At 52.0% G+C, this 25,532-nt stretch carries 26 protein-coding genes and 1 pseudogene; 15 read left to right on the forward strand and 12 right to left on the reverse strand.

All coding sequences use genetic code 11. The features are described from left to right. Window positions 1-197 precede the first annotated feature (197 nt). Entirely contained in the window at window positions 198-1,217 is a 1,020-nt protein-coding gene (locus tag FRZ59_RS11255; protein WP_132129037.1) for a 2-dehydro-3-deoxygalactonokinase, read from the forward strand. Between the two features lie 55 nt (window positions 1,218-1,272). Here FRZ59_RS11255 and FRZ59_RS11260 read toward each other — a convergent pair whose 3' ends face one another. Then, window positions 1,273-1,428 carry a lmo0937 family membrane protein gene (locus FRZ59_RS11260; RefSeq protein WP_132129038.1) on the reverse strand — a complete coding sequence of 52 codons (156 nt, stop codon included), beginning with the start codon at window positions 1,426-1,428 and terminating at the stop codon, window positions 1,273-1,275. Between the two features lie 250 nt (window positions 1,429-1,678). Here FRZ59_RS11260 and FRZ59_RS18530 point away from each other — a divergent pair, with 250 nt between their 5' ends. After that, window positions 1,679-1,843, forward strand: coding sequence for a hypothetical protein (locus tag FRZ59_RS18530; protein WP_158640614.1), 165 nt, complete (start codon window positions 1,679-1,681; stop codon window positions 1,841-1,843). A 4-nt stretch (window positions 1,844-1,847) separates the two neighbouring features. Further along, window positions 1,848-2,219, forward strand: a complete 372-nt coding sequence (locus FRZ59_RS11265) for a hypothetical protein (protein ID WP_132129039.1) — start codon at window positions 1,848-1,850, stop codon at window positions 2,217-2,219. Between the two features lie 68 nt (window positions 2,220-2,287). Here FRZ59_RS11265 and FRZ59_RS11270 read toward each other — a convergent pair whose 3' ends face one another. Further along, the gene (locus FRZ59_RS11270) at window positions 2,288-3,301 is read right to left on the reverse strand and encodes a DNA topoisomerase IB (RefSeq protein WP_132129040.1); all 1,014 of its coding nucleotides are present in this window, start codon (window positions 3,299-3,301) and stop codon (window positions 2,288-2,290) included. Between the two features lie 193 nt (window positions 3,302-3,494). Here FRZ59_RS11270 and FRZ59_RS11275 point away from each other — a divergent pair, with 193 nt between their 5' ends. The 5 genes from FRZ59_RS11275 to FRZ59_RS11295 are packed head-to-tail and all read left to right on the forward strand — an operon-like array spanning window position 3,495 to window position 7,670. After that, window positions 3,495-4,583: a type III polyketide synthase gene (locus tag FRZ59_RS11275; RefSeq protein WP_132129041.1), complete on the forward strand. Its 1,089-nt coding sequence runs from the start codon at window positions 3,495-3,497 to the stop codon at window positions 4,581-4,583. Continuing rightward, complete coding sequence (locus FRZ59_RS11280; protein ID WP_132129042.1) at window positions 4,580-5,287, forward strand: methyltransferase domain-containing protein; 708 nt, start codon at window positions 4,580-4,582, stop codon at window positions 5,285-5,287. The genes FRZ59_RS11275 and FRZ59_RS11280 overlap by 4 nt, the downstream gene beginning before the upstream one ends. Next, on the forward strand, window positions 5,280-6,413 hold the full coding sequence (locus FRZ59_RS11285; RefSeq protein WP_158640615.1) for an NAD(P)/FAD-dependent oxidoreductase: 1,134 nt from the start codon (window positions 5,280-5,282) through the stop codon (window positions 6,411-6,413). The genes FRZ59_RS11280 and FRZ59_RS11285 overlap by 8 nt, the downstream gene beginning before the upstream one ends. Window positions 6,414-6,422: 9 nt before the next feature. After that, complete coding sequence (locus tag FRZ59_RS11290; RefSeq protein WP_132129044.1) at window positions 6,423-7,289, forward strand: UbiA family prenyltransferase; 867 nt, start codon at window positions 6,423-6,425, stop codon at window positions 7,287-7,289. A 12-nt stretch (window positions 7,290-7,301) separates the two neighbouring features. Further along, the gene (locus FRZ59_RS11295; RefSeq protein ID WP_132129045.1) at window positions 7,302-7,670 is read left to right on the forward strand and encodes a hypothetical protein; all 369 of its coding nucleotides are present in this window, start codon (window positions 7,302-7,304) and stop codon (window positions 7,668-7,670) included. Here the strand turns inward: FRZ59_RS11295 and FRZ59_RS11300 are convergent. Continuing rightward, the gene (locus FRZ59_RS11300; RefSeq protein WP_432417390.1) at window positions 7,647-7,946 is read right to left on the reverse strand and encodes a YbhB/YbcL family Raf kinase inhibitor-like protein; all 300 of its coding nucleotides are present in this window, start codon (window positions 7,944-7,946) and stop codon (window positions 7,647-7,649) included. The genes FRZ59_RS11295 and FRZ59_RS11300 overlap by 24 nt on opposite strands. Continuing rightward, a complete protein-coding gene (locus FRZ59_RS20010) occupies window positions 7,834-8,085 on the reverse strand; it encodes a YbhB/YbcL family Raf kinase inhibitor-like protein (RefSeq protein WP_432417391.1) in 252 nt (83 codons plus the stop codon). The genes FRZ59_RS11300 and FRZ59_RS20010 overlap by 113 nt, the downstream gene beginning before the upstream one ends. Window positions 8,086-8,211: 126 nt before the next feature. On the opposite strand from FRZ59_RS20010, the gene FRZ59_RS19105 reads away from it, so the two are divergent. Both FRZ59_RS19105 and FRZ59_RS11305 read left to right on the forward strand, forming a co-directional pair. Further along, window positions 8,212-8,574 (forward strand): hypothetical protein, encoded by a 363-nt coding sequence (locus FRZ59_RS19105; RefSeq protein WP_225975038.1) that lies wholly within the window; start codon window positions 8,212-8,214, stop codon window positions 8,572-8,574. A gap of 14 nt (window positions 8,575-8,588) precedes the next feature. Then, entirely contained in the window at window positions 8,589-9,722 is a 1,134-nt protein-coding gene (locus tag FRZ59_RS11305; protein WP_262713187.1) for an MFS transporter, read from the forward strand. Here the strand turns inward: FRZ59_RS11305 and FRZ59_RS11310 are convergent. From FRZ59_RS11310 to FRZ59_RS11345, 8 genes and pseudogenes are all read right to left on the reverse strand, one after another. After that, complete coding sequence (locus FRZ59_RS11310) at window positions 9,685-10,839, reverse strand: glycosyltransferase family 9 protein (RefSeq protein ID WP_132129048.1); 1,155 nt, start codon at window positions 10,837-10,839, stop codon at window positions 9,685-9,687. The genes FRZ59_RS11305 and FRZ59_RS11310 overlap by 38 nt on opposite strands. Continuing rightward, window positions 10,814-12,307, reverse strand: a complete 1,494-nt coding sequence (rfaE2, locus tag FRZ59_RS11315) for a D-glycero-beta-D-manno-heptose 1-phosphate adenylyltransferase (RefSeq protein ID WP_132129049.1) — start codon at window positions 12,305-12,307, stop codon at window positions 10,814-10,816. Before rfaE2 ends, FRZ59_RS11310 begins: the two co-directional genes overlap by 26 nt. A 12-nt stretch (window positions 12,308-12,319) precedes the next feature. Then, window positions 12,320-12,927, reverse strand: a pseudogene (locus FRZ59_RS11320) (D-glycero-alpha-D-manno-heptose-1,7-bisphosphate 7-phosphatase). A gap of 21 nt (window positions 12,928-12,948) precedes the next feature. Beyond that, window positions 12,949-13,674 (reverse strand): SDR family oxidoreductase, encoded by a 726-nt coding sequence (locus FRZ59_RS11325; protein ID WP_132129051.1) that lies wholly within the window; start codon window positions 13,672-13,674, stop codon window positions 12,949-12,951. Window positions 13,675-13,685: 11 nt separating this feature from the next. After that, complete coding sequence (locus tag FRZ59_RS11330; protein ID WP_132129052.1) at window positions 13,686-14,987, reverse strand: glycosyltransferase family 4 protein; 1,302 nt, start codon at window positions 14,985-14,987, stop codon at window positions 13,686-13,688. After that, window positions 14,959-15,948: a glycosyltransferase family 4 protein gene (locus tag FRZ59_RS11335; protein WP_132129053.1), complete on the reverse strand. Its 990-nt coding sequence runs from the start codon at window positions 15,946-15,948 to the stop codon at window positions 14,959-14,961. The genes FRZ59_RS11330 and FRZ59_RS11335 overlap by 29 nt, the downstream gene beginning before the upstream one ends. Further along, window positions 15,938-16,708 carry a glycosyltransferase family 9 protein gene (locus FRZ59_RS11340; RefSeq protein WP_158640616.1) on the reverse strand — a complete coding sequence of 257 codons (771 nt, stop codon included), beginning with the start codon at window positions 16,706-16,708 and terminating at the stop codon, window positions 15,938-15,940. Before FRZ59_RS11340 ends, FRZ59_RS11335 begins: the two co-directional genes overlap by 11 nt. A 202-nt stretch (window positions 16,709-16,910) precedes the next feature. Further along, window positions 16,911-18,074, reverse strand: coding sequence for a glycosyltransferase family 9 protein (locus tag FRZ59_RS11345; protein ID WP_132129055.1), 1,164 nt, complete (start codon window positions 18,072-18,074; stop codon window positions 16,911-16,913). A 359-nt stretch (window positions 18,075-18,433) separates the two neighbouring features. Here FRZ59_RS11345 and FRZ59_RS11350 point away from each other — a divergent pair, with 359 nt between their 5' ends. The 5 genes from FRZ59_RS11350 (at window position 18,434) to FRZ59_RS11370 (ending at window position 25,501) form a co-directional block, all read left to right on the forward strand. Further along, window positions 18,434-18,940 carry a GbsR/MarR family transcriptional regulator gene (locus FRZ59_RS11350; RefSeq protein WP_132129056.1) on the forward strand — a complete coding sequence of 169 codons (507 nt, stop codon included), beginning with the start codon at window positions 18,434-18,436 and terminating at the stop codon, window positions 18,938-18,940. Between the two features lie 69 nt (window positions 18,941-19,009). Next, window positions 19,010-19,918 (forward strand): SRPBCC family protein, encoded by a 909-nt coding sequence (locus FRZ59_RS11355; protein WP_132129057.1) that lies wholly within the window; start codon window positions 19,010-19,012, stop codon window positions 19,916-19,918. Beyond that, window positions 19,915-20,349 carry a luciferase domain-containing protein gene (locus FRZ59_RS11360; protein WP_132129058.1) on the forward strand — a complete coding sequence of 145 codons (435 nt, stop codon included), beginning with the start codon at window positions 19,915-19,917 and terminating at the stop codon, window positions 20,347-20,349. The genes FRZ59_RS11355 and FRZ59_RS11360 overlap by 4 nt, the downstream gene beginning before the upstream one ends. Window positions 20,350-20,460: 111 nt before the next feature. Continuing rightward, entirely contained in the window at window positions 20,461-21,072 is a 612-nt protein-coding gene (locus FRZ59_RS11365) for a GNAT family N-acetyltransferase (protein WP_132129059.1), read from the forward strand. A gap of 91 nt (window positions 21,073-21,163) precedes the next feature. Then, window positions 21,164-25,501 carry a DEAD/DEAH box helicase gene (locus FRZ59_RS11370; RefSeq protein ID WP_132129060.1) on the forward strand — a complete coding sequence of 1,446 codons (4,338 nt, stop codon included), beginning with the start codon at window positions 21,164-21,166 and terminating at the stop codon, window positions 25,499-25,501. The last annotated feature ends 31 nt before the right edge of the window (window positions 25,502-25,532 follow it).

Here is a 25,532-nt window from a genome sequence, read left to right on the forward strand (position 1 = left end):
TGGCAAAAGGGGATTTTTACTCTGTATTCAAGGGACCTTTCTGTTGACTTTTGTGGCCGTCCTGGAACATTTACTTAAAATATTGTCCGGCGAGCAGCCTTGAGTGGGCGCTTTAAACCGAAAGCCCCCCATTTGCCTCTTTGGCCTCCCCTTCGGGGAGGCTTTTTTACTTTCCCGATATTTGCTTTCTTTGATGCATGGGAAACCCTCCTGAAAAATACCTGCTGAGCTGCGATTGGGGAACCACCTCTTTTCGGCTGCGCTTGCTGAACCAGTCAGACGGCCGGGTCATGACCCAGTTAACCGCTGCGGAAGGAGTTGCCGCTGTATACAGCCGCTGGAAGGAACAAGGTTCCGTTGATCGCCTGGAGTTTTACTGCGAAGTACTGAAAACCTACCTGGCCATCCTTTCCAAAGACGTTTCTTTTTCGCTGAATGGTATTCCGATGGTGATTTCCGGAATGGCCTCGTCTTCGATAGGAATGAAAGAGTTGCCCTATGCTGCCCTTCCTTTTTTACTGGACTGCAGTAACACAATTTGCGAAAAACTGGAATCGCCCGGCGGCATCCCTCATGATATCTTACTGGTTTCGGGTGTGAAGAGCAGCCAGGACGTGATGAGGGGAGAAGAAACCCAGCTCCTGGGACTCGCCGGGTCTTTCCCTGTCGGAGAAACCGGGATGATCAGGGAAGCTGCTGCAAGCAGGGAAGGCGCGGTTTTTATCTTTCCCGGCACCCATTCCAAACATATCCGGGTAAAAGCTGGTGCTATCGTAGATTTCGACACGTTTATAACCGGGGAAATGTTCCAGCTTCTTACCCGCCACAGTATTTTAAAGGAAACACTAGAGAAACCGGAGAGTGAAAAAATGACTGCGGGGAACCTGAATGCCTTCCTGGCCGGCGTGCGTCATCCCGGCGTCACTAACCTGCTTCAATCCATTTTTTCCGCCAGGACGAATTATCTCTTTGAGAAACTTGATAAGGCCGGGAATTTTTGCTTCCTGAGTGGCTTACTCATAGGCGCTGAATTGGAAAGCCTGAGAGAAAGAAAAACCGGCGCTGTCATTCTTTGCGGCGGCAGCAATGTGTCAGCCTTTTACGAACCCGCTTTGCGGGAACTAAAATTGCCCGTTAAAACGCTGATCGTTTCCCCGGGCCTGGCGGACAACGCGGCTTCATTTGGACATCTGCTTCTTTTTCAGCAATTGCAATAAAAGAGGGCAGCCGAATCTCAGACTGCCCGCTTTTATTCTGGAAGCCTCAGGCTTCTTACAAAGGGCGCCTTCCCCTGATGATGTTGATGAGAATGGCGATAATTGCTATTACCAGTAAAATGTGTATTAACCCGCCTGCGGAGTAGGCAAAAAAGCCGATCAGCCAGCCAATGATGAGGATGACGGCTATGATATACAGTAAACTGTTCATAACTGATAATTTTTTGGTTTCAGCAGAAGTAAGGCAATTACTATTCCATAACATCTTACGACCTCACTATATAATACTGCTGTAGCTGTTACACAGAAGCTTTTGCAAATCTCAGATGGGGAGATGCAGCTACAGCTGCGTAATTTAATTCCTTGGGCCAGGTAGTAATATCCCCGCATTAGGGTACTGAACTGGTTTCGGTTCTGGCAGGGTTTTTAGCCTATAAGACATAGCGCTTAAATTATCAGTTATGACCACGCAAGTTAAAATCACGAGTTCTGCCAAGGACAAAATCAAACCCGGAAAATCCCTCGCAGGTAAAACGGGGTACACTCCCGCTTCCAAAAAGGTGGAAGAGTATCCGCCCAGGGAACTGATCTACGTGCGCGCAGAAAAAACAAAACACAAGAATTAGTTTTATGAAACCCAATCAGAACGAAAGTACGGAAAGCAGCGGCCAGGCCAATGCTCCGCAAAATGAAGGAGAAGCCCAGAATACGCAAGGACAGCAGGGCGGAGAAAACCGCGGTCAGCCACAAGGGCAGCAACCGGGCCGGGAAGACCGCGGGCAACCGGGAGGGCAGCAACCGGGCCGGGAAGACCGTCCGGAGCAGAACCGGGAAGGTGTTGAACCCCCGGATCCCCGGCGGAACGATCCTAACCGCCAGGATCCGGATGATCCAAAAAAAAATGATCCTACCAGGCGCGAGCCGTCCATAAACGACCCTGTCGCCGGGAAAGAAGAACAGCGTCCCGGTGATAAAGCGGGCAATGATCAGCGAGAACAATAGCAGGTTCCAACCACTGCTTATGAGAAGAATGACCTGTCAGACATGAACGCCTGGAGGTCATTCTTATGTTAAGAGGTTTGTTTCAGGATGCGAAGCAGCACTTTTTCTTCCCTGCTTAAATACCTGGAAGCCCGGCTGTTTTTTCTTCCGGGCCCGTTGATGAGGGATCGGATAAGTTTTCGTTTCTCCGTATCCAGAAGAAGCGGATAGATATAATATTTCTTACATACCGCCGCCGTATTTCCCAGCCGTTCCGCAACTTCTTTAATGATCTTCACGGTACTTTTTTCGCATTCTTCCCTGCTTTCTTGTTCAGGGCATTCCGTAATAGCCGTTAAAGCGTGTACCGAGCCAGCCCAGGTTCTGTAGTCTTTAGAAGTAAAGTTACATTGGGTGCATTCCCAGATATAGTCGTTGATGTCGCCGGAACCGAGCGTTTTCAAAACACCTTCCTGGTTATAATACTGAAAAAGCTCCTGCCCCGGGAGTTCCCTCATTTTCTTGAGTAAGCCGGCCAGTCGCTTATCCTTGTAACTTACCTCATGAAGGACACCTTTTTTTCCTTTGAATTTAAAGGAAATTGCGCTTCCATTGATCCTAACATGCTTGTTGCGTAGAGTGGTAAGGCCGTGTGACCCGTATTCCTGCTGATAATAGGTGTTTCCGACTCTGATGAGGGTCTCTTCCATCACAGTCAGCGCTATGGCAGCCACTTTTTCCTTTTCCAGCGAGCGTTTCCTGAGATCCTGGCTTATTCTTTTCCGGATAAGCGGAAGATGCTCACCGAACTTCAGCAGGTTGCTATACTTTGTTTCTTCCCGCGCTTTTTTCCAATCTGCATGATAAAGGTATTGCTTTCTTCCTTTTTTATCGATACCTGTCGCCTGTAGGTGTCCGTTCGGAAAGGGACAGATCCAAACCTCTGTCCAGGCTGGAGGAATGACCAATTTCCGGATACGGTCCAGGGTCTCCTTGTCCCTGATCCGCCGTCCCTTTTCATCGTAATAGTCGAATCCTTTTTGCTTCGCCGGCTTACGGCTGAAACCCGGCTGCGTACTTTTTACATGCCTTAACTTTGCCATGCTGTTGATTACCCTGCTTGAAGCTTACCAAAATCCTGCCGGTTTCGCAGGGCTTGCGTTCGCTCCGCCGATCTTCGGGGCCCCGGTTGCTTCGCTCCCGCCCGAAGATCAGCCGGAGCAAATTCCAACCCCGCGAAACTGGCATATGTTTTGAATTTCCCTTAAACAGCAGCACGTAAACCCCCCGTCCGACTTGAGTAAAATTGTATCGATAGGAACCGCCCTACCTCCTTACCGCCACAGGCAGGAGGACATCCTGGAATTTATGCTGGAAATGTACCAGCCGCCGGAAAAAGACATCCGGAAGATCCGCCTCTTATATGAGAACTGCGGAATTGAAAGCCGTTATTCTGCTATTGCCGATTATTCCGTTTCGCCGGAAAACTATACTTTCTATCCGAAGGTTCCCCGGGCATCGTCCTTCCCTACGCTTGAAACCCGCATGGACTGGTACCGCCGGCATGCTACCTCGCTGAGTATCCCGGCAATCCGGGACTGTCTGCGGAACCAGGTGGATGAAAAGGAACTTACCTGCCTTATCACAGTAAGTTGTACGGGCATGTCCGCTCCGGGACTGGATATCAGTATTATCCGGGAGCTGCAGCTTCCGCTTAACATACAGCATACGTCGGTCAATTATATGGGTTGTTATGCGGCTTTGCATGCCCTGAAAATGGCCGATGCAATTTGCCGGGCGGATCATGGGGCCCGCGTGCTGATCGTTTGCACGGAATTGTGTACCCTTCATTTCCAGGAAGAATACACCATGGACCATATTACTTCCAGCCTGCTGTTTGCAGACGGAGCGGCGGCGGTGCTGGTTACCGGCGATGCCTGGCCGGGTAAGGGCCTTGCCTTGTCGCGATTTTATTCCGAAATAGCGCTGAATGGTGAGTCTCACATGACCTGGGAACTGTCCGGGAAAGGCTTTCTCATGCATCTTAGTACGCTGATACCCCACCTGGTAAAGGAAAATATGCGCCCGCTGTTAAGGCGAGCGCTGCGGGCGGCCGGGGTGGAAGAAAAAAGTATAACCCGCTGGGCCATTCACCCGGGAGGGAAAAAGATATTGAGCAATGTCGGCCACTCGCTTGACTTGTCGGAAGGGCAGCTGGCGCCTTCCTATCATGTACTCAAAAACTATGGAAACATGTCATCCCCGACCATTTTGTTTGTGCTGAAAGAAATAATGGAACAGCTCAACGGCAGCCGGGAAAGAGTATTTGCTGCGGCTTTCGGGCCCGGCCTTACCATGGAAACGCTCATACTTGAATCATCATGAACCGCTTTGCCCGAAGATCCTGTTTAAGCGAGCTGATCGATGCCCCTGGTATTCCGTTTGCAGAATGGAGTGCCTGCCTGAAGGAACTGGATTTTATAAATACCTGGCTGGGAGGACACCGGATAACCGTTGAAGGATTCAAAAAGCTGTTGCCTGCGGATAACGGACGGCTGTCGGTCGCGGAAATCGGCTGCGGGGGCGGGGATAACCTGAAAGCGATCCATGCCTGGAACCGGAAAAGAAAAAAGCCGCTGAATATTCATTACACGGGCATTGATCTGAACAAAGCCTGTATCGATTTCGCACGGGAAAATTGCCGGGAACTGCCTTCGGCCAATTTTGTCCACGCGGATTATAGAACGGTTTGTTTCGGCAACCGGCCGGATATTATTTTCAGTTCGCTTTTTTGCCACCATTTGAGCGATCCTGAATTAAAGCAATTGTTTGACTGGCTGAAGGAAAATGCAGGTGGCGGGTTTTTCATGAACGATCTCCACCGCAGTCCGCTCGCTTACCATTCCATCCGGGCGCTTACCCGGCTGTTTTCAAGGTCCTACCTGGTGAAAAACGATGCCCCGGTATCGGTTTTGCGTGGTTTTAAAAGAAAGGAATGGCAGGATTTACTTGCTGAAGCGGGTATTGGCAGCTATGCTATCAACTGGCGATGGGCCTTCCGTTACCTGGTATCCGTACGGTATGAATGAAAAAATTCCATATTATGATTGCGCAATCGTTGGGGGCGGTCCGGCCGGCCTTTCCCTTGCTGCCTGGCTGGGTAAGAGGGGATTCCGGGTAGTCCTGTTTGAGAAAAATAGCTATCCTTTTCATAAAGTTTGCGGAGAATACCTGAGCCTGGAATCCATGGAGAGCCTGCTGGAATTGGGGATGCCCCTTGAGTCATGGGAGCTTCCCCGTATTAATACTCTTTTCATGTCCAGCCCTGGAGGAACGGCATTTACCCGCCCGCTGAAGCCGGGAGGAGTGGGGCTTAGCCGGTACCGCCTGGACCAGGCGCTGGCAGCACGGGCAAAAGCAAACGGAGCCCACGTGCTGGAGCAGGCAAAAGTCGGTGCAGTTTTTCAGGAAAACGAGATCTTTAAGCTGGAAAGCAGCAGGGGAGTGGTGCGGGCCGGAGTGTGCTGCGCCTCTTTTGGCAGGCATGCTAACCTGGACGTGAAATGGAAAAGAGAAGGGCTGAAAAAGCCGCCGAATTTTATTGGCGTGAAGTATCACGTGCAGCTGGAACGGCCGCAGGACACCATTGAACTACATTATTTTAAAAACGGTTATTGCGGCATTTCCCCTGTTGAAGACGGGAAGCATTGTATTTGTTACCTCACCACCGAGAAAAACCTTCGGGAACAGGGAAATGATATCCTCTGCCTGGAAGAAAGAGTACTGTCTGAAAATCCTTTTCTGCGAAAGGCGCTGAAAGAGGCGGTCCGCTTGTATAAACGGCCGCTGACCGTTTCCCATGTCGGCTTTTCCCGGAAAAGCCTGATCGAAGATCATGTATTAATGCTGGGCGATGCCGCCGGTATGATCGCTCCCTTGTGCGGTAACGGGATGAGTATGGCGCTGCACAGCAGTAAACTGGCGGCAGATCTCGTTGCTCAGCACCTGGAGGGCAGTATTTCCAGGGACTCCTTGGAAAAAGCCTATCAAGGCAGCTGGCAATCGCATTTTGCAAGCCGTATGCGGTCCGGCCGCCTGATCCAGGACCTTTTCCTGCGGCCGGCGGCTGCCAACGTACTGGTTAAGGCGCTCCGGCCCTTTCCCGCTTTGATCGACTATATGGTTAGACAAACCCACGGGCAGCAGCCTTTTTAATTTACCGTCATGATCCGGAAAAGCACTTTCTTGCTCTTGCGCGTCCCCTTCTCCTTTTTCCTGATGCCGGTTTATTTTTTTGCACTCAGCCAGGTACCGGAAATTGATTATAGCCGCGCTTTGCTGGTATTTGTGATCCTGCATTTTTTTCTTTACCCGGCCAGCAACGGCTATAACAGTTATATGGATCGCGACACAGGGAGTATTGGCTTGCTGAAGAATCCGCCCCCCGCGCATAAGGAACTTTTTTATCTCAGCTTGTTCCTGGACGGAGCGGCTGTTGTGCTGAGCCTTTTCCTGGGAACGGTATTTACCCTATGCATCTTGGCCAATATTGCCGCTTCCAGGGCCTACAGTTACCGGGGGATCCGTTTGAAAAAACTCCCTTTAACCGGTTTTTTTACGGTGATCATCTTCCAGGGGGCGGTCACTTACTTCATGGTGTTTATTGGTTCTTCCGTGAGCAGAGTGATCCTGTTTCCCTGGGAGGGAATGCTGATCAGCAGTTTGCTGTTCGGTAGCCTCTACCCCTTAACCCAGATATACCAGCATGGGCAGGATCTGGAGGACGATGTGAAAACCATCAGCTATAAGCTGGGGTACATGGGAACCTTTGTGTTCAGCGCCCTGATGTATCTGCTCGCCGAGACCCTCTTGTTCTTTTATTTCGAAAATAGGGCTCAGAGCGGGCAATTCTGGTTGCTTCAACTTTTCTTTTTGCCGGTCATGCTGTATTTCCTTTACTGGTGGCGCAAGGTGTGGCGGGAAAGAAAGAATGCCAGCTACCGTTACGCCATGCAAATGAACGCGATAGCTGCAACGTGTACCAATATAGGCTTCCTTGTGTTGTATTATCTGAACCACTGGGTGGCCTGAATATTAAGAACGATGAAAAAGCCAATTGCTTTCTTGTCGCTTGTTCAGGGGCTGTATTACGTAATAACCGGGCTTTGGCCGGTAATAGATATAGACAGTTTCATGATGCTTACCGGCCCCAAAGATGACCGCTGGCTGGTGAAAATGGTCGGGCTGCTGGCTGCTTCCGCAGGTCTCACCCTGATGTACCAGGCCAGGGAAGGTGTTGGAGCCGCTGCGCGGATCCTAGGCATATCCACCGCCTTCAGTTTTCTGGCCATTGATGTTTACTATGTAATAGCCAGGATCATCCCGGTTATTTACCTGGCGGACGCAGCCCTTCAATTAGCCCTGATCGCCTGCTGGCTGCTGTGGGCTTCAGGACGTGCAAGACCCCGTTAATACGGCTTCTTCCAGGATATGCCCGTTCATTTTTTCTTCCACAGCTTCCCGCTCCGATTCCCGCGGAAGGCCCAGCACGATATCCAGTGCATAAAGTCTGAACCAATAATGGTGTGTTCCGGAAAAATATTTTGGACAGGGGCCTTCGTAACCGAAGGTGTGATTATTGGAAAGTCCTTCGATCGCGCCGGATGGAATCTTTCCTTCGTTCACATGGCCGGTTCCCGGGGGATATTGAATACGAGCCAGTGAGTCCAGGCTTTGGGGCGGCATCAATGTCCTCAACGATCAGCACCAGGCTTTGCGTGCCGGCGGGAATGTCCTTCAACTCCAGCGGAGGGCTGATGTTGGGCCCCAGGCAGGTGTGTGCAGTGGGGATGGCTTCCCCTTCTTTAAATACACTCAGGATTTGCATACAATATTTTAACTGGAAGGAAACAAATTCCGGGCCAGGGAAGCATAGGCGCGACAACACCGGCGGCCTCCTTTTGGCATTGTTATGGCCGGGTTAATTGCCGGAGAGCAGCGAAAAAATGCGAAAATGGATAAGCTTTCAAAAAAGTGGTTTGCCCCCAGCGAAGAGCTTTCTGAAAAACAGGTGAACGCAGGCCTGAAATTACTGGTGAAAGACGGGCTGGCCGCCGAGGTAATGGCCGCTCTCACCGGCGGTACTTTCCTGGTAGCCCTGGCGTTGAGCCTGGGCGCGTCCAATTTCCAGATAGGATTGCTCGCAGCTCTCCCCACGCTGGCCAATCTTTTCCAGCTACTGGCGATTTACCTTATTCACAAATACGCAAACAGAAAAGCGATCACCGTGATCTGCTCGGTTCTCGCGCGCCTGCCGCTGCTGCTGATCAGCCTGCTGCCGCTTTTTCTTCCCCCAGCCTTGGCCTGGTCCTGCTGATCTCCCTGCTGTTCATCCATTACTTTTTCGGCGCCGTTTCGGGGACCAGCTGGTCTTCCTGGGCAAAAGACCTGGTACCCGAAGCCGTTCTGGGTACTTTTTTTTCCGGCCGGAGCCGGAAAATACAGATCTTATCCGTTTCGCTGAACCTGGTCGTTGCCTTCCTGCTGGATTATGTAAAGGCAAACAGGCCGGAATATGTTAACCTGGTTTATTCCGCGATGTTCTTTACCGGAGGTGCGGCCGGCCTTTACGGCGCCTATGTGCTGGCTCGTATCCCCGAGCCCAGGATCCATCCGGTAACACAGAACATGGTGCGGCTTTTCAGGCGACCGCTCCGGCAAAGGAATTTCAGGAACCTGTTGATATTTAATGGTTTCTGGTCGTTTTCTGTAAACCTTGCCGCCCCCTTCTTTACGGTTTATATGCTTAAAATGCTGGGGTTCCCGCTTTCTTATGTAGTGATCTTTTCCATCATCAGCCAGGTTTCCAATATACTTTTCATCCGCCTTTGGGGAACGTACTCTGACCGGTACAGCAATAAAACGGTACTGCTGATCTGCGCACCGGTTTACCTGCTGTGCATTCTGGGCTGGACCTTTACCACGTTTCCCCAACAGCACCTGCTGACCATTCCCTTGCTGGTCCTCATTCACATCGGGAGCGGCATCGCCTTGTCGGGCATTAATCTTTCACTGGGCAATATGGGTTTAAAGCTCGCCCCGGATAAACAGAACGCCGTGATCTTTCTTTCGGTGAGAAGCCTTACAAATGCCCTGTCGGCGGGTGTGGCTCCGCTGGTGGGAGGGCTCCTTGCCGACTTCTTTGCCCGGCGCGAACTGCTCTGGACTTTCGAGTGGAAAAGCCCCCGGGGAGATTATATGGTTCAGGCGCTCAGCCTCCAGTCCTGGGATTTCTTTTTCGTACTGGCCTTTATCATGGGGCTTTTTGCCCTGAACCGGTTAAGTTATGTACGGGAAGCTGGGGAAGTGGAAAAAAAGCGACTGATGAAAGAACTCAGGACCGAACTCAGGAGAGATGCCAGAGAGCTGTCAACGATATCCGGGATCCAGTCTATGCTCTTTCTTCCTTTTTCATTTTTTGTATCTGTTATGGAGAAGGTTGTCCCGAAAAAGGAGGGGGATTAAAGAATTCACGCGCCGGTTCCGGCTTGCGATGCCTGCTAAGCAAGAGGGTTGCTGCCCGGAAGATATCGCCCGGTCCCGGCATGCCAACCGGGCTGGTAAAGGACAGGGAATTGGCGAACCGGATAATGATGTTTTTGCTGCGTTTTTCCGGCGGAACATCAAAGGGAAGCAGACGATGCATGACTTTCCAGGGTGTATGCTGGGGATTGGTAAGGGCATACAGAACGATCACCGGCGTTCCCAGGGCGGCGGCGATATGTACAGGACCTGTATTATTGGCGATCAGAAGGGGAGAAAGTGCGGTCAGGCCAATAAGCTCCTCGAGATTTAGCATTCCGGCAAGTGATATGGCCTTGCCGTCAATCTGGTCCGCCATGGCCGCCGCAAGTGTTTTCTCAGGTGCGGTGCCGGTGATCAGGACCCGGTACCCCAGTTCTTTACAGATCATGGAAGCTGCTGCGGTAAGGAGGCCGGGAGGATATTGCCGTTTGTCCTCGCTTACCCCGGGATGCACCATTAACCAAGGATCCTGTATATTCACACGTAGCTTTTCCAGTTTTTCGAGTATTTTTTCTTGCGTGCCCGGGGGAATATCCAGGGAAAGATGCTCTTCCGCAGGCACGGTGCCCCCGAGGCTTTTTACCAGGTCAAGCTGCCGCGTAACCTCATGTTTAATCTGGTAGAAAGGTTCTTCATCGGGGATCCAGTCGGAAATAAGGCCGTAGGGGTTTTCCCGGCAACAAGCGGCTACCCTGGGAATGCCTGCCTGGTAACAAAGCATGGCAGTAGGAAGGGGGCTTTGGCTGTAAACGGTAAAAATAACGGCCGCGTCAAAACGATGATCTTTTAGTTGTTCGGTTAAGTCATTGATCATGGCGGCCCCGGCCCGCAGGTCATGCTTATACCAGGGAAGATCGAATTCAATCACCTGATCAATGCCGGGAATATACCGGGCAATCCCGCTGCCGGAAGAGGAGGTAAGCAAGGTGATCTTCCGGTCTTTCTTGCCATTCTTTAATGCGCGGATGGCGGGGCCTGTCATCAGCACATCCCCCAGGTTATCGGGGCGTATGCACAATATATTCGTGAAATCACCCCAGTTGCCCGGCTTTTGCATGGTGACGTCGTTTAACGGGTTTCCTTATTTTTTCAATTAGCCCGGTAGTGGAAAAGCGAAGCGCCAGCGGAAGTATTTTTACTTCCCCGCCCAGGGCATGTACCACCGAAGCTTCCGGAAGCCTATCTACTGTGTATGTCTTTCCTTTTACAAAAACGTCCGCTTTGAGGATTTCCAGGATCTCCAGCGGACTGTCTTCTTCAAAGGAAACCAGGTAATCCACACTGGACAGGCCGGCCAGGACTGCTATGCGGTCTTCGAGCGAATTAATGGGTCGTTCATTGCCCTTCAGCCTTTTTATGCTTGTGTCGCTGTTGAGGCCTACTACCAGCACATCGCCCAGTTCTTTTGCCCGGTTCAGCAGGGAAACATGGCCCCTGTGCAAGATATCGAAGCAACCATTGGTGAATACAATACGCTTGTTCGCTTTTTTTAGTTCGCCGGTTTTCTTTTCCAGGTCTGCCAGGTTCAGCAGGTATTTGGGATTCTCCCGGAAATAAGACGTCAGTTCTATCTCCGAACAACTGCCCGTATCTCCTTTCCGAAGTACGATAGCCGCGGCGGCGGAAGCAATTTCCATGGCGATCCTGGGGTCGGCTCCGGAGCAATACGCCATCGTGTAGGCCCCGATAAACGTATCGCCGGCCCCAATAGCTTTGTTGTTGTTGCGCGGGATACAGGGCACCCTGTAGGGCGGCCTGCCCTTTTCAAAGAGGAACGCGCCGCAGGCATCCATTGTGGCCGCTACGCACTCGGCATGAGTGAGGTCCAGTAATTTTTTTCCCCTGGACCGTACCTGGGCAATGCGGGAATCATCCTGCACGGCGGAAAGGTTCAAAAGGCCGACGGTTTCTTCATAATTCGGTTTTACCATAGTCGGGCGAAGCGCTTTGAACCTTCGAAGGTCTTTTGAATCCACGATCAGCGGCGTGCCTGGCCGGCGAAGCCGGCGAATAGCTTCAATCAGCAACCCGGTAATTACGCCGCCCCCGTAATCCGAGAGAATGACCGCATCCATGGAAGAGAGTACCTGGCTAAGCTTTTCATTCAATGCTGCCTGTATTCCGGGACTTACCGGGCCGGTATCGCCTTCGTCCGTTCGCAGCAAGATGCTTTCTCCGGCCATGATCCTTTTTTTGGCAACGGTGGTTCTTTCTTCTGTCCGGATTATCAGGTTGGTATGAACGCCGGTGGATTGGAGGCTTTTCTCAAGCATTTTTCCATGCTCATCATTGCCGGTGACCGTCAGGAACCAGGTTTCCGCGCCCAGTCCTGCCAGGTTAATGGCCGTGTTGGCCGCGCCCCCGCAATTATATTCCTGGTCCTGCACGTTTATTACCGGCGCCGGCGCCTCCCTGCACAGCCGGCTGCTGCTTCCCTTGATATACATGTCAAGTATGGCGTCTCCCGCTACCAGCACCCGGAACGGCCTGAACTTTTCGATTATCTTCCTGCATTGATCTTTCATATTATTCTCCTTTTACGTGCCCACCTGTTCTCCGGCAGATGTCGTCTGAGTATATCCTGGCATTATACTGGTACTGATCAGGCGGGCCGCTTCGAGCATGTCGTTTGCTATAAAAGTGGGGATGCGCTTTGCCGAACGGTAATCCCATTCGGTTTCGTTCCCGTTATTGATAAGAATGGTCCGGCAGCCTGCGCGGTTCCCGGCTTCCACATCGTTCAGGATATCCCCGATCATCCAGGAGGCGGCAAGGTCCGCGCCGTGTTTTACCGCTCCATGGATGAGCATTCCCGGCATCGGCTTCCTGCAAGTGCATTTCATCGCGTAGCGACTGACCGTCCCGTTCACGTGATGCGGACAGTAGTAAAACCCATCCAGGTGTACGCCATGTTTCCTGAGCAGCCGGTCCAGGGTTTGCTTCACCCGGAGCAGCGCTTCTTCCATGAAGAGGCCACGAGCCACCCCGACTGGTTGCTTGCCACGATCAGCTTATATTCCTGCTGCTGCAGAAGCCGGAGGGCTTCGGGAACACCCGGGCATAACTTTATCCGGCTGGGGTCGGTATTATAGGGCACATCTTCGACCAGTGTGCCGTCCTTGTCCAGGAATACTATTTTATTCATCGGAATACTATTTTATTATCGTTAAGGCCATGAAGTTTCTGTCATTGGTATAACCATAATTTCAGGGATTACCGTTTCGGCAGGCTGGGAAAGCACATACCTGATCGTGTCTGCTACGTTTTGCGGATCCTGGAGGAATTTCAGGTCGGTCTCAGGAAAGCGGTCCAGTATAAAGGGAGTTTGCATGCCTCCCGCTACCACCGCCGTTACTTTAATGTTTTCTTTGCGGGCTTCTACATGCATGGCGTGAGTAAAGCCAAGCAGTCCCCATTTGCTGGCATGATAAGCCGAAGCATTCGCCCATGTGCGCTTGCAGGCGGTGGAGACAATATTTACAATATGCCCTCTGCCACTTTTCCTGAGATGCGGAAACGCGGCTTTAGAGATGATAAAGGGTCCCCGCAGATTGACGCTCATGACACGGTCCCATTCATCCAGGCTTAGTTCTTCAATGGACTTGGTATAATCAATGCCTGCGTTATTTATTACGATATCAAGCCCGCCATATTCGGCGATCACCTTTTCCATTACTTCCTGTACGCTTTCTTCATTCCCAACGTCCATGATAAAACTCCTGGCGTTGCAGCCCTGCCCCTTGATCTCCTTCAGCGTGCTTTCCAGGCCCTGGGGTTGAATATCTGTTAGAATGGTGGTGCCGCCTTCGGCAGAAAGCGTCTTACAGATCGCCGCGCCAAGGCCGCGTCCGGCGCCGGTGACAAGAATGATTTTTCCTTCGATTGGATTCATGTGTTTTACTTTTATAAGATAAGCTCATCTGCTACATTAATAGGGTCCGCTTCCTTCTGCGGCAATTTTTGCCGGTTCGTTTCCCCGGCTATTTCCTGGTAAAAGCGGGAAACAGATTTTGTTACGATTTCCCAGGTGAACGAATTATTTACCCGCGTAATGCCGCCGTAACCCAGTTCTTTTGCCAGTTCCTCGCTGCTTAATATTTCCAGCATCCGCTGGCATAAGATCTCCGGCTCGTGCGCCGGGACCAGGAAACCTGTCCGCGTATGGGACACACTGTATTTGATGCCTCCCACATTGGCGCCTATCACAGGAACGCCGCAGGCCATCGCCTCAAGGGGCGTAATGCCAAATGGTTCATACCAGGGCGTGCTGACAAAAATGTCTGCCGCATTGTAAAAATATTTCAGGTGCTTGCGGTCCCGGCGCCCGGTAAACGTAACATTGCCCATCACATTTTCAGCTTCCGCGATTTGCTGCAGGCGGCCTATTTCGGGAGTGGTTACAGGGTCGGGCGTATAGGACTCCCCGCCGACCACCAGCAAACGGACCTTTATTTCCCTCTTCCTGAGCAGCATTCCCAGGCTCCTGATCACGTTTTCCACTCCTTTCCGGGGAACCATGCGGCCGAGCTGGAGAATGATCTTTTCATCAGGATCCAGGCCCAGCTTAAGCTTGCAGGCTTTTTTATTCATGGGATGGAACTCAGAAGGGTCGAAACCGCAGGGGATCACCTTTATTTTTTCTTCATCGGCGTAATAGAGGATCATCAGGTCTTCCTTATCCTGCGGGCATTCGGCGATAATGCCGTCCGCTTCCCTGACGATCTCCTCTTCCACGGCAAAACGCGAATCCGGAAATCCGTCCGCTGAACCCTGGAACATCCGCCTTACTTTGCCTAATGCGTGGAAAGTAATGATGAAGGGGAGGCTCAGCAATTGTTTCAAACGGAGCGCCACATAACCTGACATCCAGAAATGCACATGTGCCAGGTCATACTGCAGTCCTTCCGCTTTAATAGCGGATACCATGTTCGCGGCGAAGCCCTCCATTAATTCAAACAGGTTTTCCTTGGGAATAAATCTTCTGGGACCCGCGGGAACATGGATGACCCGTACTCCCGGAAGGTAACGGACGATCCGCTCTTTGGCGGGATCGTCCCAGCGGGTATAAATATCCACCTCGTAGCCCATCTTGCTGAGATGCCGGGCTACCCTGTCCACGTATATATTTTGACCACCGCTGTCAATACCTCCCAGCAATGCCAGGGGTGAGGCGTGTTCACTGATGAACGCTATTTTCCTTTTCATGATAAATCTTTTTTTGTAATAAACTCATCCAGTCACCGGCGAAACGTTCTATGCCGAATTTCTTCATAGCCAGCTTGCGGGCTTCCGCGCCCATGGCAGCGGCCCTCTCCCGGTCGTTCAGCAGCAGCCTCATCTTTTCGGCCAGGTACTCAATATCTGTGTGGATATATCCTGATACCTCGTTCTCAATGGTTACGGCCATTTCCGTGGTGGCAAGCCCCACAACCGGCAAGCCGGTTTGCATGGCTTCGCAGACGGCCAGGCCCAGGCTGGTATAACGAATAGGATTGAAGAAGAAGCGGTACCGGGCCAGGAAGGCCGGAAGTTCCGGGCCTGGTATTTCACCCAGGCCTCCTGCTTCTTCCGAACCCATGCCTACCAGGTCCAGCGGGATCTTTTGCCGCAGTTCCTCGAAAATATCCAGTCCAAGCCGCCTGCCGCGCCGGCTGATTTCGTTGATCACTACTATGCCCTTTTCCAGTTCGCCGGTATAATGAACCCCCGGCGGGATCATTACGCCGTGTTCAATCACGGTGGCCGGCGTGCGGTTGTTGTTCCACATCAGCTTGTTAAAATGGGTCACATGTACCAGCAGGGCGTCCGGGTCATTTATGAAATGATGCGTATCGGTAGGGGACTCCCTTGGAGGGTCATGTTCCAGGTAGATTTTCGGCAGATCGAGCTGCGAAGCATCCAGTAACTCGTATTGGTCTTCCAGGTAATTTTTCCGCGACTGGAAGAGGATGCAGTCGAATTCCATATTCCGGACATCCCCGGCGGCTACCTCATGTACATTCTCTCCCCAGGGAAAAGTTCCGCGGCGCCCCCCGTACCCTTCGGGCCGGCCAGGTTTTACCGGGAGGAAAAACTCACAGGGCGTTTGTGAAAGATAATAAAGGTAACTGCCGTGAACGTGCCAGGTTAATACCCGTACGGGCTTGTTCGAGCCGTTATAATTCATGTTGTATCCTTTCTTTCTTTATGGAAAGTACTTGTTCAGAGAGTGCTTCGTCAGCATTGAAAAGGGCGATTGCCGTATTATCGCTTTCTTCGGGAAGGACCACCCGGTGCAGGATCCTGTTCAGCGGCGCCCATCTTCCCGGTTCCGAAGTGAGGAATATTACCACGCTTGGCGTTTTCATGGCGGCCGCAATATGAGAAAGGCCGGTATCGTTACTGAACAGCAGGGCTGCATCCCTGATTAACGCGGCCAGGGCCCCAAGGCTGGTTTTCCCGGTAAGGTCAATGGCATTTGCCCGCATATTCCCGGCTACCTTGGCCGCTGTTTCCTTTTCCGGAAGCGTGCCGGTAAGGACTATTGTATATCCTTTCGCCGCCAGGACGTCCGCTACACGCGCAAATTTCTCCGGCTCCCATCGCCGTTTGGGGTGTCTCGCGCCGGCATGAATACAGATATAGTTCCCCGGCTCCAGGCCGGCGGCCCGGATCAGCTCCCCGTACTCCGATTCTTCTTCGGAACGGATAGGGAATTCCAGGTCTTCTTCCGCCGGGGAGATATTCAGGAACTCCATCAGTTTCAGGTGTCTTTTTATCTCCGGAATACCTTCGGGATAAGGCATGAACAAGCGGGCGTCGGGGCAATAGGCCCCGGGCTGAAAATAGCCGGCCACCAATCCCTTGCTCATCATTTTCATCAGCGGGTTAATGATGGAGCCATTTCCATGCAGCTGTATAAGCAGGTCAGGTTCATTCCGTTTCATTTCAGAGAGGAAACGAGTGAACCTGTTTCGGTCAAAACCTTGTTCCGGAAGGCCTGGAAATCCCGGAAAAGCCCTGAACCCGGAAAAGAGGGAGGAAAAGCGCCTTACAAAACTTTCCGCCCAGGGCAGCCCGAGTAAAGTGATTTCCGATTGCGGAAATGCATTTTTAAGGGCGCGCATGGCCGGAATTGCGCAGAGCAGATCACCTAATTGCAAAGCCCTGAAAACCGTTATCTTTTTTAACAACATACCTTTGATCCGTTAATGCTTGTTCCTCTTCAATTCTTTTCCCTGCTAAATCTTTCCCCAGCAGTTCTCCGGCTGCTTCAAGAATTTCTTTCGCGCTGATATTCCTGACAAAGGATATCCCGTGATCGCATTCAGGTAGTTTAGGTTCAAAAGGGTAAGGGTCATTCGGGACGGTACCGCAAAGGGGGCATTCCATATTCCAGGAAATTACCGCACGGTGCCTGCTGAAGGTAAGCGGCCCCCAGTTAATGAAATTAGGAGCCCAATAAATGCCGACTGTTTTCGCGCCCGCGGCCCTCGCCAGGTGAAGCGGGCCGGTGTCGTTGGAAATAACCACTTCGCTCTGCGATAATAAACCTGCAAGCCCGCCAAGCGACAATGCTCCTGATAAATTCACTGCCCTGGACGTCATGCGGAATAAAACTGCCTCTACTGCCGGATCATCTTTTTCTTTTCCTGTGAGCAATACCGTATAACCGCTTCCGGCGAGTATGTCCGCCAGCCGGGCGAACTTTGCCGGCGGCCATTTTCTCCTTATGTCCATGGCGCCGGGATGGAGTACTACGTAAGGCGCGCCTGCGCCATGCCGGGCAAGGGCAGAACGGGCTTCCGCAAGATCTTCATCCAGTACCCGTATCTGAGGTTCCGGTTTTGCCGGCCCGGCGCCGATCAGTCCGCTGATGTCCAGGTAACGGGTTATTTCGTTCTGGTAATAATAAAACGGAATGGAACAGTCCGGCAGGGCGGCTCCCGGGCTGCTGTTTCCTACCGTGAGGCGGGCGTTCAGCTTTTTGAGGAAGGGGTTGGCAGCCACTCCTTTTCCCTGGAAATGCACGGCGATATCTATTTTTTTCTGCCGCATGGCGCGAAAAAATGCTTCCAGCGCTGCCGGATCTTCTTCGCGGCCCTGACGCAAATTATGACAGAATGGAATGACAATAACCTGATCCACCGGCGTGCGTCCGCCCCGGACGAAGTCTGCCTGCCAGGGCTCTCCCAGCAGTATCAACTGCGCACCGGGAAAGGTATGCTTAATAGCGCTCAGAGCCGGCAAAATTACCATCAGATCACCAAGCCCGCCGGTCCGCAACACCGCTATTTTCTTTATATTTTTCATCGTAAGCTTCTTAGAAAAGAGATGATGTAACAAATGCCAGAACGATTTTAGCAGAAGCACTTTTCCTAAAAGTAAAATAACGCTTGCAAACTATTGCTGTTATCGAATCCTGTTTTCTCTGAAATACAAAAGCATTGCCACTCCAGGAGAACAGGAAGGTCCGGGAGCGGGAAGTCTTTCACAATGGATAAGGAGTAGTTATCTATTAGGCATCGCGCATGTGAAAATGTTTACCTGGAAGAGGCCGCGCGAACTAAGCTCCAGACCTGGGGGACTAATTCTACAACCGTGTAACCGGCGTGTTGTCAATATAGTTTCATAAATTTCTGAAAGTTCAGATATTTAAGTATTATTGTGGCATGGAATTAAAAGAAGCCAAGCAGAAGTTCATTGAAACCTGGGGGAAGCTGGGGGCTGAATGGGGGATTAACCGTACCATGGCCCGCGTGCATGCTTTGTTATTATTATCTGCTGAACCGCTCTCCACCGAGGAGATCATGCAGGACCTGAATATTTCAAGGGGTAATGCCAGCATGACCCTGAGGGACCTTATGGGCTGGGGATTGGTTGAAAAGCAATATAAGCCCGGAGAAAGGAAGGAATATTTTTATGCCGACAAGGATACCTGGAACATTGCCCGCCAGGTTGCCCGTGAACGCAGGAAGCGGGAGCTTGATCCGGTACTGAAGGTGCTGGAGGAATTGATGAAAGTAGAAGGGGATACAAAAGACCCGGCATTTAAAACTTTTAATCAATCCGTTAAAGACATCAATAAGCTGGCTAAGAACGTAGACAAAACGCTGGATATCATGATCAGAACAGAAGAGAACGGATTCTGGCGGACGATTTTCAATATATTTCGCTAGTGCTGCGGTCACGAGTGATTCACACTTAAAATAGCACGAATATTTTTTACCTGAAGCAAACCATTAAATATGAAAAAGAAGTACGAATCTGTTTCCGGAGGGCTTATTTCCGCCAATATTATTGCCCTTGCGATCATGGGGCTGAGTAAAAAGATCCCGGTACTGGAACACTGGGTGCTGATCTTTTCTGCGTTTATCCTGCTTCCTTTGTTCATGGGAATCGTCAGCGCCTGGTGCTGGAGAAACCTCGGCATGAAGACCAGGGCCCTGATCGGGTATTCGGTTTTAAATGGGGCAATCGCCATCCTGTTAAGTTTCCTGTTCCTTGGCGAGGGTGTTATTTGCCTGCTGATCGTATCCCCGCTTATTTTCGGCTTTGTTATCAGCGGAGCTTTTGCTGGAAGGCGGATGTTCAGAAAGAATGATACCACATTGAACATCTGTGTGTTTTCATTGCTGTTCCTGGTCTTTATTGCAGACCTTTTTTCGGACCATCATTATGAGAACCTGGTATCTGACGAAATAACCATTAAGGCTTCCCCGGAGGAAGTCTGGAAAAACATCGTGGCTTTTGAAAAAATAGAGAAGGAAAATGAATTCTGGCTGTTTAAATTAGGCATGCCCAGCCCCGTGGAAGCCACCGTGGAAGGCTATTATAAAGGAGCCGGAAGAAAATGCATTTTCAGCAACGGCTATGTCTTCGACGAAAAGATCGTGGTATTTGAACCGGGGCATGACCTTACGTTTGATATTACCGGTCAGCCCCGCGACCCGGAGATCATGGGGCATATCGATATTCTGCGGGGGCAGTTCCTGTTAAAGGATAACGGGGATGGCAGCACTACGCTGACCGGTAAAAGCTGGTACCGCTTATATATTTTTCCTTCCTGGTATTTTGATTTATGGGCCCGCAGCATCACCAGGAATGTGCATTTGCGGGTAATGGAACATGTCCGGCAATTAAGCGAAAAACAATGAAATTTTCTTTTGTGGTCAGGCGGCTGGGCTTCCTCAAATCCATTCCTTTATTCGCCCATTATTTTGACAGCCTGCTGAAACTTTCCACTTTTGTAGCAAAACCTCGCCTCCTGGACTGGCTGGATGAAATTGAAGCTGAGGTTTTAGCATGGGAAGGTATCAGCGCCAGCCTTCACAGGTACGGCGGGGTGCAGTTCAATTATCATGGCAGGGAAATCGGTCACCTGCACGGTAACGGCCTGCTCGACCTGCGATGCGGCAAGGAACTTAAAGCGCAGTTAATGAAGACTGGAAGAGTACAGCCTCATCATTTATTTAAAGATTCCGGCTGGCTCAGTTTTTACATTTGCACGGCGGATGATAAAATATATGCTTCGCAACTGCTAAGGATTACCCGGGACAGGTTTGCCCGTGGGAACTGTTCCTGCTGAGATGGCGGCTGAGTTCGCGCCTGAGATCCCGCCGGAGAAGGAAACTATTTCTTTTGTCTTTTTGTTCATAAAAATACCGGCGCCGCGTTGGTTTCCGGGTAATAATGTTGCATGAACATTTTTGATTTTGATAAGGATCACCGGCTGGAGAACGATGTTGCGCTGCTCCGGCCGCTGGCTGCCTCAGATGATGCCCACCTGGTGAAGTTTGCGCTGGAAGAACCGGATTTATGGAAATATTCCATGATCGCGGTGAAAGGCAAAGAAGGGCTGAAAAATTACATTCACAGGGCGCTGCAGGGCAGGAGGGCGCACCGGGATTATCCCTTTATTGTTTTTGACAAGCGTTCGGACAGTTATGCCGGCTCCACCCGTTTTTATGATATACAGTTTATCAACAGCTCGCTGCAGGTGGGGTACACCTGGTATGGAAAGCAGTTCCAGGGTACGGGGCTGAACAAACATTGCAAGTTTTTACTGCTGGAATTTGCTTTTGAGACCATGAAGATAGAACGGGTTGAATTCAGGGCCGACAGCCTGAATGCGCGGAGCATAGCAGCGATGAAAAGCATTGGTTGCACCGTGGAAGGTATTCTGAGGAGCCACGGGCCACGGCAGGACGGAAGCAGGCGGGACAGTATTATATTAAGCATTCTTAAAAGCGAATGGGAAGCAGGTCTTAAACAGCGGCTTTCCCTTAAATTGCCTGCGGCGGCTTCGTAGCGGCATAACGTTGCGGTTGTTCAATTGCTCAGTTTGCAGCGAAAAGCCGTATTTTTACAAGGAATTTTAGCGAGGGAGATAAGAAAGGTAAATGTCGCTTCAGTTGTTCCATAAAACAGTAGCTGCCTGGTTTGAAAAGGCTTTTCAAATCGCGACACCGGTGCAGCTTCAGGCCTGGCGGGCGATCGGGTCAGGGGAAAGTACGCTTATTGCGGCTCCCACCGGGTCCGGTAAAACATTGGCCGCTTTTCTTTCCGCAATTGACGACCTGGTTAGACAGGGGGCCGAGGGTAAACTGGAGCCCGGCATCCAGGTAATATATGTTTCCCCGCTCAAAGCCCTGAGTAATGACATCGAGCGAAACCTGCAGGTCCCGCTGGCCGGGATCCGGATGGAGCTGGAAAAGGCGGGCCTTCCCGCCCCGCCCATAGAGGTGGCTGTCCGGACGGGCGATACCTCCGCTGCGGAGCGGGCAGCTATGCTGAAACGTCCCCCGCATATCCTGGTAACCACTCCTGAATCACTTTACCTGTTGCTTACCAGCGTGCGGGGAAGGGAAATGCTGGGCACCGCCCACACCCTTATTATTGATGAAATTCATGCGGTGGTCGGGGATAAAAGGGGGGCGCATCTGTCGCTGTCGGTAGAACGCCTGGAGGGGCTCCTGCAGCGAAAACTCCACCGGATAGGCCTTTCTGCCACGCAAAAGCCCATTGAGGAAGTAGCGCGCTTTCTCGTCGGAACTGGTGGTGGAAGCGGGCGGCAGGCCGCGGCCGAATGCCGGATCGTAGATGCAGGTCATTCGCGGAAGCTGGATCTTTCCATTGAAGTACCCGGGTCGCCGCTCACCGCGGTGATGGCCAATGAAGTCTGGTCTGAAATTTACGATAAGCTGATCGCGCTTATCAACACTCACCAAACCACGCTTATTTTTGTAAATACCCGGCGTTTGGCAGAACGCCTGTCGCATAACCTGAATGAACGCCTTGGTCCGGGTCACGTCCTTGCCCACCACGGCAGTATGTCTAAAGAGCAGCGTTTTGATGCGGAACAAAAACTAAAGTCCGGTTCGCTGAAGGCGCTGGTGGCTACGGCTTCCATGGAACTCGGAATAGACGTAGGTTCCATTGACCTGGTATGCCAGATAGGTTCGCCCCGCTCCATTTCGGCTTTCCTGCAAAGAGTAGGGCGGTCAGGGCACAGCGTCCATAAAACCCCGAAAGGTATTCTTTTCCCGCTCACCCTGGATGAACTGGCGGATGGCATCGCCATTCTGGATGCCGTCAGAAGGGGAGAGCTGGATAAGATCATCATGCCGGAGAAACCCCTGGACGTGCTGGCTCAGCAAATTGTCGCGGAAGCAGCTTGCCGTGAATACGGGGAAGAAGAACTATTCGGCCTTTTCAAAAAGGCCTGGCCCTATCGTCATCTTTCCCGCCAGGAATTCGATGGTGTGCTGCAAATGCTCTCGGAGGGATTTTCGGGGAGAAGCGGCAGGCGCGGGGCATACCTTTTTCACGACAGGATCAACGGGCGGCTCAGCGGCCGGAAAGGCGCGCGTTTAACCGCCATGATCTGCGGAGGCGCTATACCCGACAACTTCGAGTACGATGTGGTCCTGGAGCCGGAAAATGTTTATTTAGGTACGCTGAATGAAGATTTTGCCATAGAAAGCATTCCGGGCGATATCTTTCAGCTGGGCAATAATTCCTGGAAGATCCTCCGGATCGAAAACGGCCGCGTGCGGGTGGCGGATGCGGCAGGGCAGCCGCCCAATATTCCTTTCTGGCTGGGTGAAGCCCCTGGAAGGACCAATGAACTTTCCTCTGCGGTTTCCCGGCTGCGGGAAGAAGTAGCCGCGAGGCTGGAACGTGGGGACGCAGCAGACTGGCTGGTGAAGGAAAAGGGGATCGCGCCGGAGGCAGCGGAACAGTTTGCGGATTATCTGGCGCTCGCAAAAGCAGCACTGAATACCATGCCTTCGCAGGATACGATCGTAATGGAACGCTTTTTTGACGAGGCGGGCGATATGCACCTGGTCATTCATTCACCTTTCGGCAGCCGGATGAATAAAGCCTGGGGGCTCGCCCTCAGAAAGCGGTTTTGCCGAAAGTTCAATTTCGAACTGCAGGCTGCGGCCAATGATAACGCCATTATCTTGTCACTGGGGCCTACCCACAGTTTTCCATTAGAAGAAGTATTCTCGTACCTGCATCCGGAAACCGTCAGGGAAGTACTTATTCAGGCTTTCCTTGATGCACCTCTCTTTGGAGTGCGCTGGCGTTGGAACGCATCCAGGGCGCTTGCAGTGATCCGGAGGAGGGGCAGTAAAAAAGTTCCGGCACAGCTGCAGCGTATGCAGTCGGAAGACCTCATTGCCCAGGTCTTTCCCGATCAGCTGGCCTGTCTTGAAAATATTGCCGGCGACCGGGAAGTGCCTGATCATCCGTTGGTAAAACAGACCATTCATGATTGCCTGTATGAAGCAATGGATATTGAAGGACTGGAAAGCCTGCTCCGGAAAATACAGCAAAAGGAAGTGCAGATGGTTGCAAAAGACCTGAAGGAACCGTCGGTACTGGCCCATGAAATACTGAATGCCCGGGTTTATGCGTTCCTGGATGACGCCCCCCTGGAAGAACGCCGCACCCTTGCCGTGAAAAACCGGCGCTGGCTGTCCGTTCCCGAAGCGGCTGAAACCGGTAAGCTTGATCCTGCGGCCATTGAAGCGGTACGAAAAGAAGCGTGGCCGGAGGTGATGAATGCTGATGAATTGCACGACGCCTTATTGCTTTCGGGCTTTATCACTTCCGCCGAAGGAAAGGAAAATGACTGGGAATCCTATTTCCGGGAACTTGCCGGGGCCGGGCGCGTTGCCATGCTGCCGCTGGACGAAGATTACCGCCTCTGGCTGGCGGCTGAACGCCTGCCGCAGCTGCGGAAATTATATCCGGGGAAAAGGTTCGAAGAGGAACCGGACTTGCCGGAAAAACTAAGGGAAGGAATTTCACCCGGAAAGGACCCGCTCACAGAACTTATACGGGGAAGGCTGGAGATCATGGGGCCTGTAAGTTCAGTGTGTCTCGCCGGCCTGCTCAGACTGCCTGAAAATAACATTAACCAGGCGCTGTATGCACTTGAGAACGAAGGATTTGTTTTCAGGGGCAATTTTACCGGCGGCGCCGAACAGGAATGGTGTGAACGGCGATTGCTGTCGCGGATACACCGGTATACGATCAAACGGCTGCGCAGCGAGATCCAGCCGGTTTCGGCTGCCTGCTATATGCGCTTCCTGCTTGACTGGCACCAGGTAGTGGCGGGAAGCCAGCCGGAAGGGCCCGTTTCGCTCGAACATGCTTTTCAAAAGCTGGAGGGATTTGAAGCGCCTGCTATTGCTTGGGAAAGCGATATTTTGCCTGCCCGGCTGCCTTCATACGATCATCAGTGGCTGGATATGCTTTGTATGGCAGGGAAGATTACCTGGGGCCGATTTCGTTATTCGCCGCCTGCTGTTGACAAGAAAACCAGCAGTCCGGTCAGGAACACGCCCATTGCTTTTGCCGAACGGGGTAACCTGAATGCATGGCGGCAGGCAACGGCTGCAGGAGGCGGAACCGGCGCCGTTTTAACAGCGGGGGAACGGCTTTCGGCCAAAGGAATCCAGGTACTGGAAATCCTGCAAAAGCGCGGGGCTTCCTTTTTTGAAGATATTATCAGCCAGGCTGGCCTTTTTCCTTCCCAGGGTGAAGAAGCCCTTGGCGAATTGATCTCGGCGGGCCTGGTTAGTTCCGACTCATTTACCGGGTTAAGGGCCTTGCTTGTGCCGGATAAATATAAAACGGAAAGCGGCCGGAGGCGCAAAACGGAAGTCTTTTCAATGAGTTATGCCGGCCGCTGGTCCCTGCTGCGGGATCCGGCGGCAGCGGCCGGCGACAGTAAAACGCGGGCGGAAACGATTGCCTGGGCCTTGCTCCGGCGGTACGGCGTGATCTTCCGGAAACTGGTGGAGCGGGAAAACCTTGCCCTTCCCTGGAGGGAGCTGGTGCGCGTGTTCCGCACCCTGGAAGCACGCGGCCAGATCAGGGGAGGCCGTTTCGTAGAAGGATTCTGGGGCGAGCAGTTCGCCCTCCCGGAAGCCATTGTGCTGCTCCGGAAAAGCAAAAAAACGCCTTTGAGCAATACGCTGGTGGCCGTTAGCGCAGCGGATCCCCTTAACCTGACCGGTATCCTGTTTTCGGGAAGGAGAATACCAGGCCATGCCGGCAACCGTATTCTTTATGCGGACGGCGTTCCGGTAGCTTTTAAAGAGGCGAAAGAGCTTCACTTCTTAACCGTTGCGGAAGGAGCGGGTAAATGGGAGTGGCGCGAAGCGCTTATTCGCCGGCAGGTCCCACCCATCCTGAGAAAATACCTGGCTGCCCCGCATTAGAAGGCTCGCGTCAGGGAGGGTGCCCGGGCCT

It is taken from the genome of Anseongella ginsenosidimutans, from assembly GCF_008033235.1.
In the GTDB taxonomy this organism is placed as follows: Bacteria; Bacteroidota; Bacteroidia; order Sphingobacteriales; family Sphingobacteriaceae; genus Anseongella; species Anseongella ginsenosidimutans.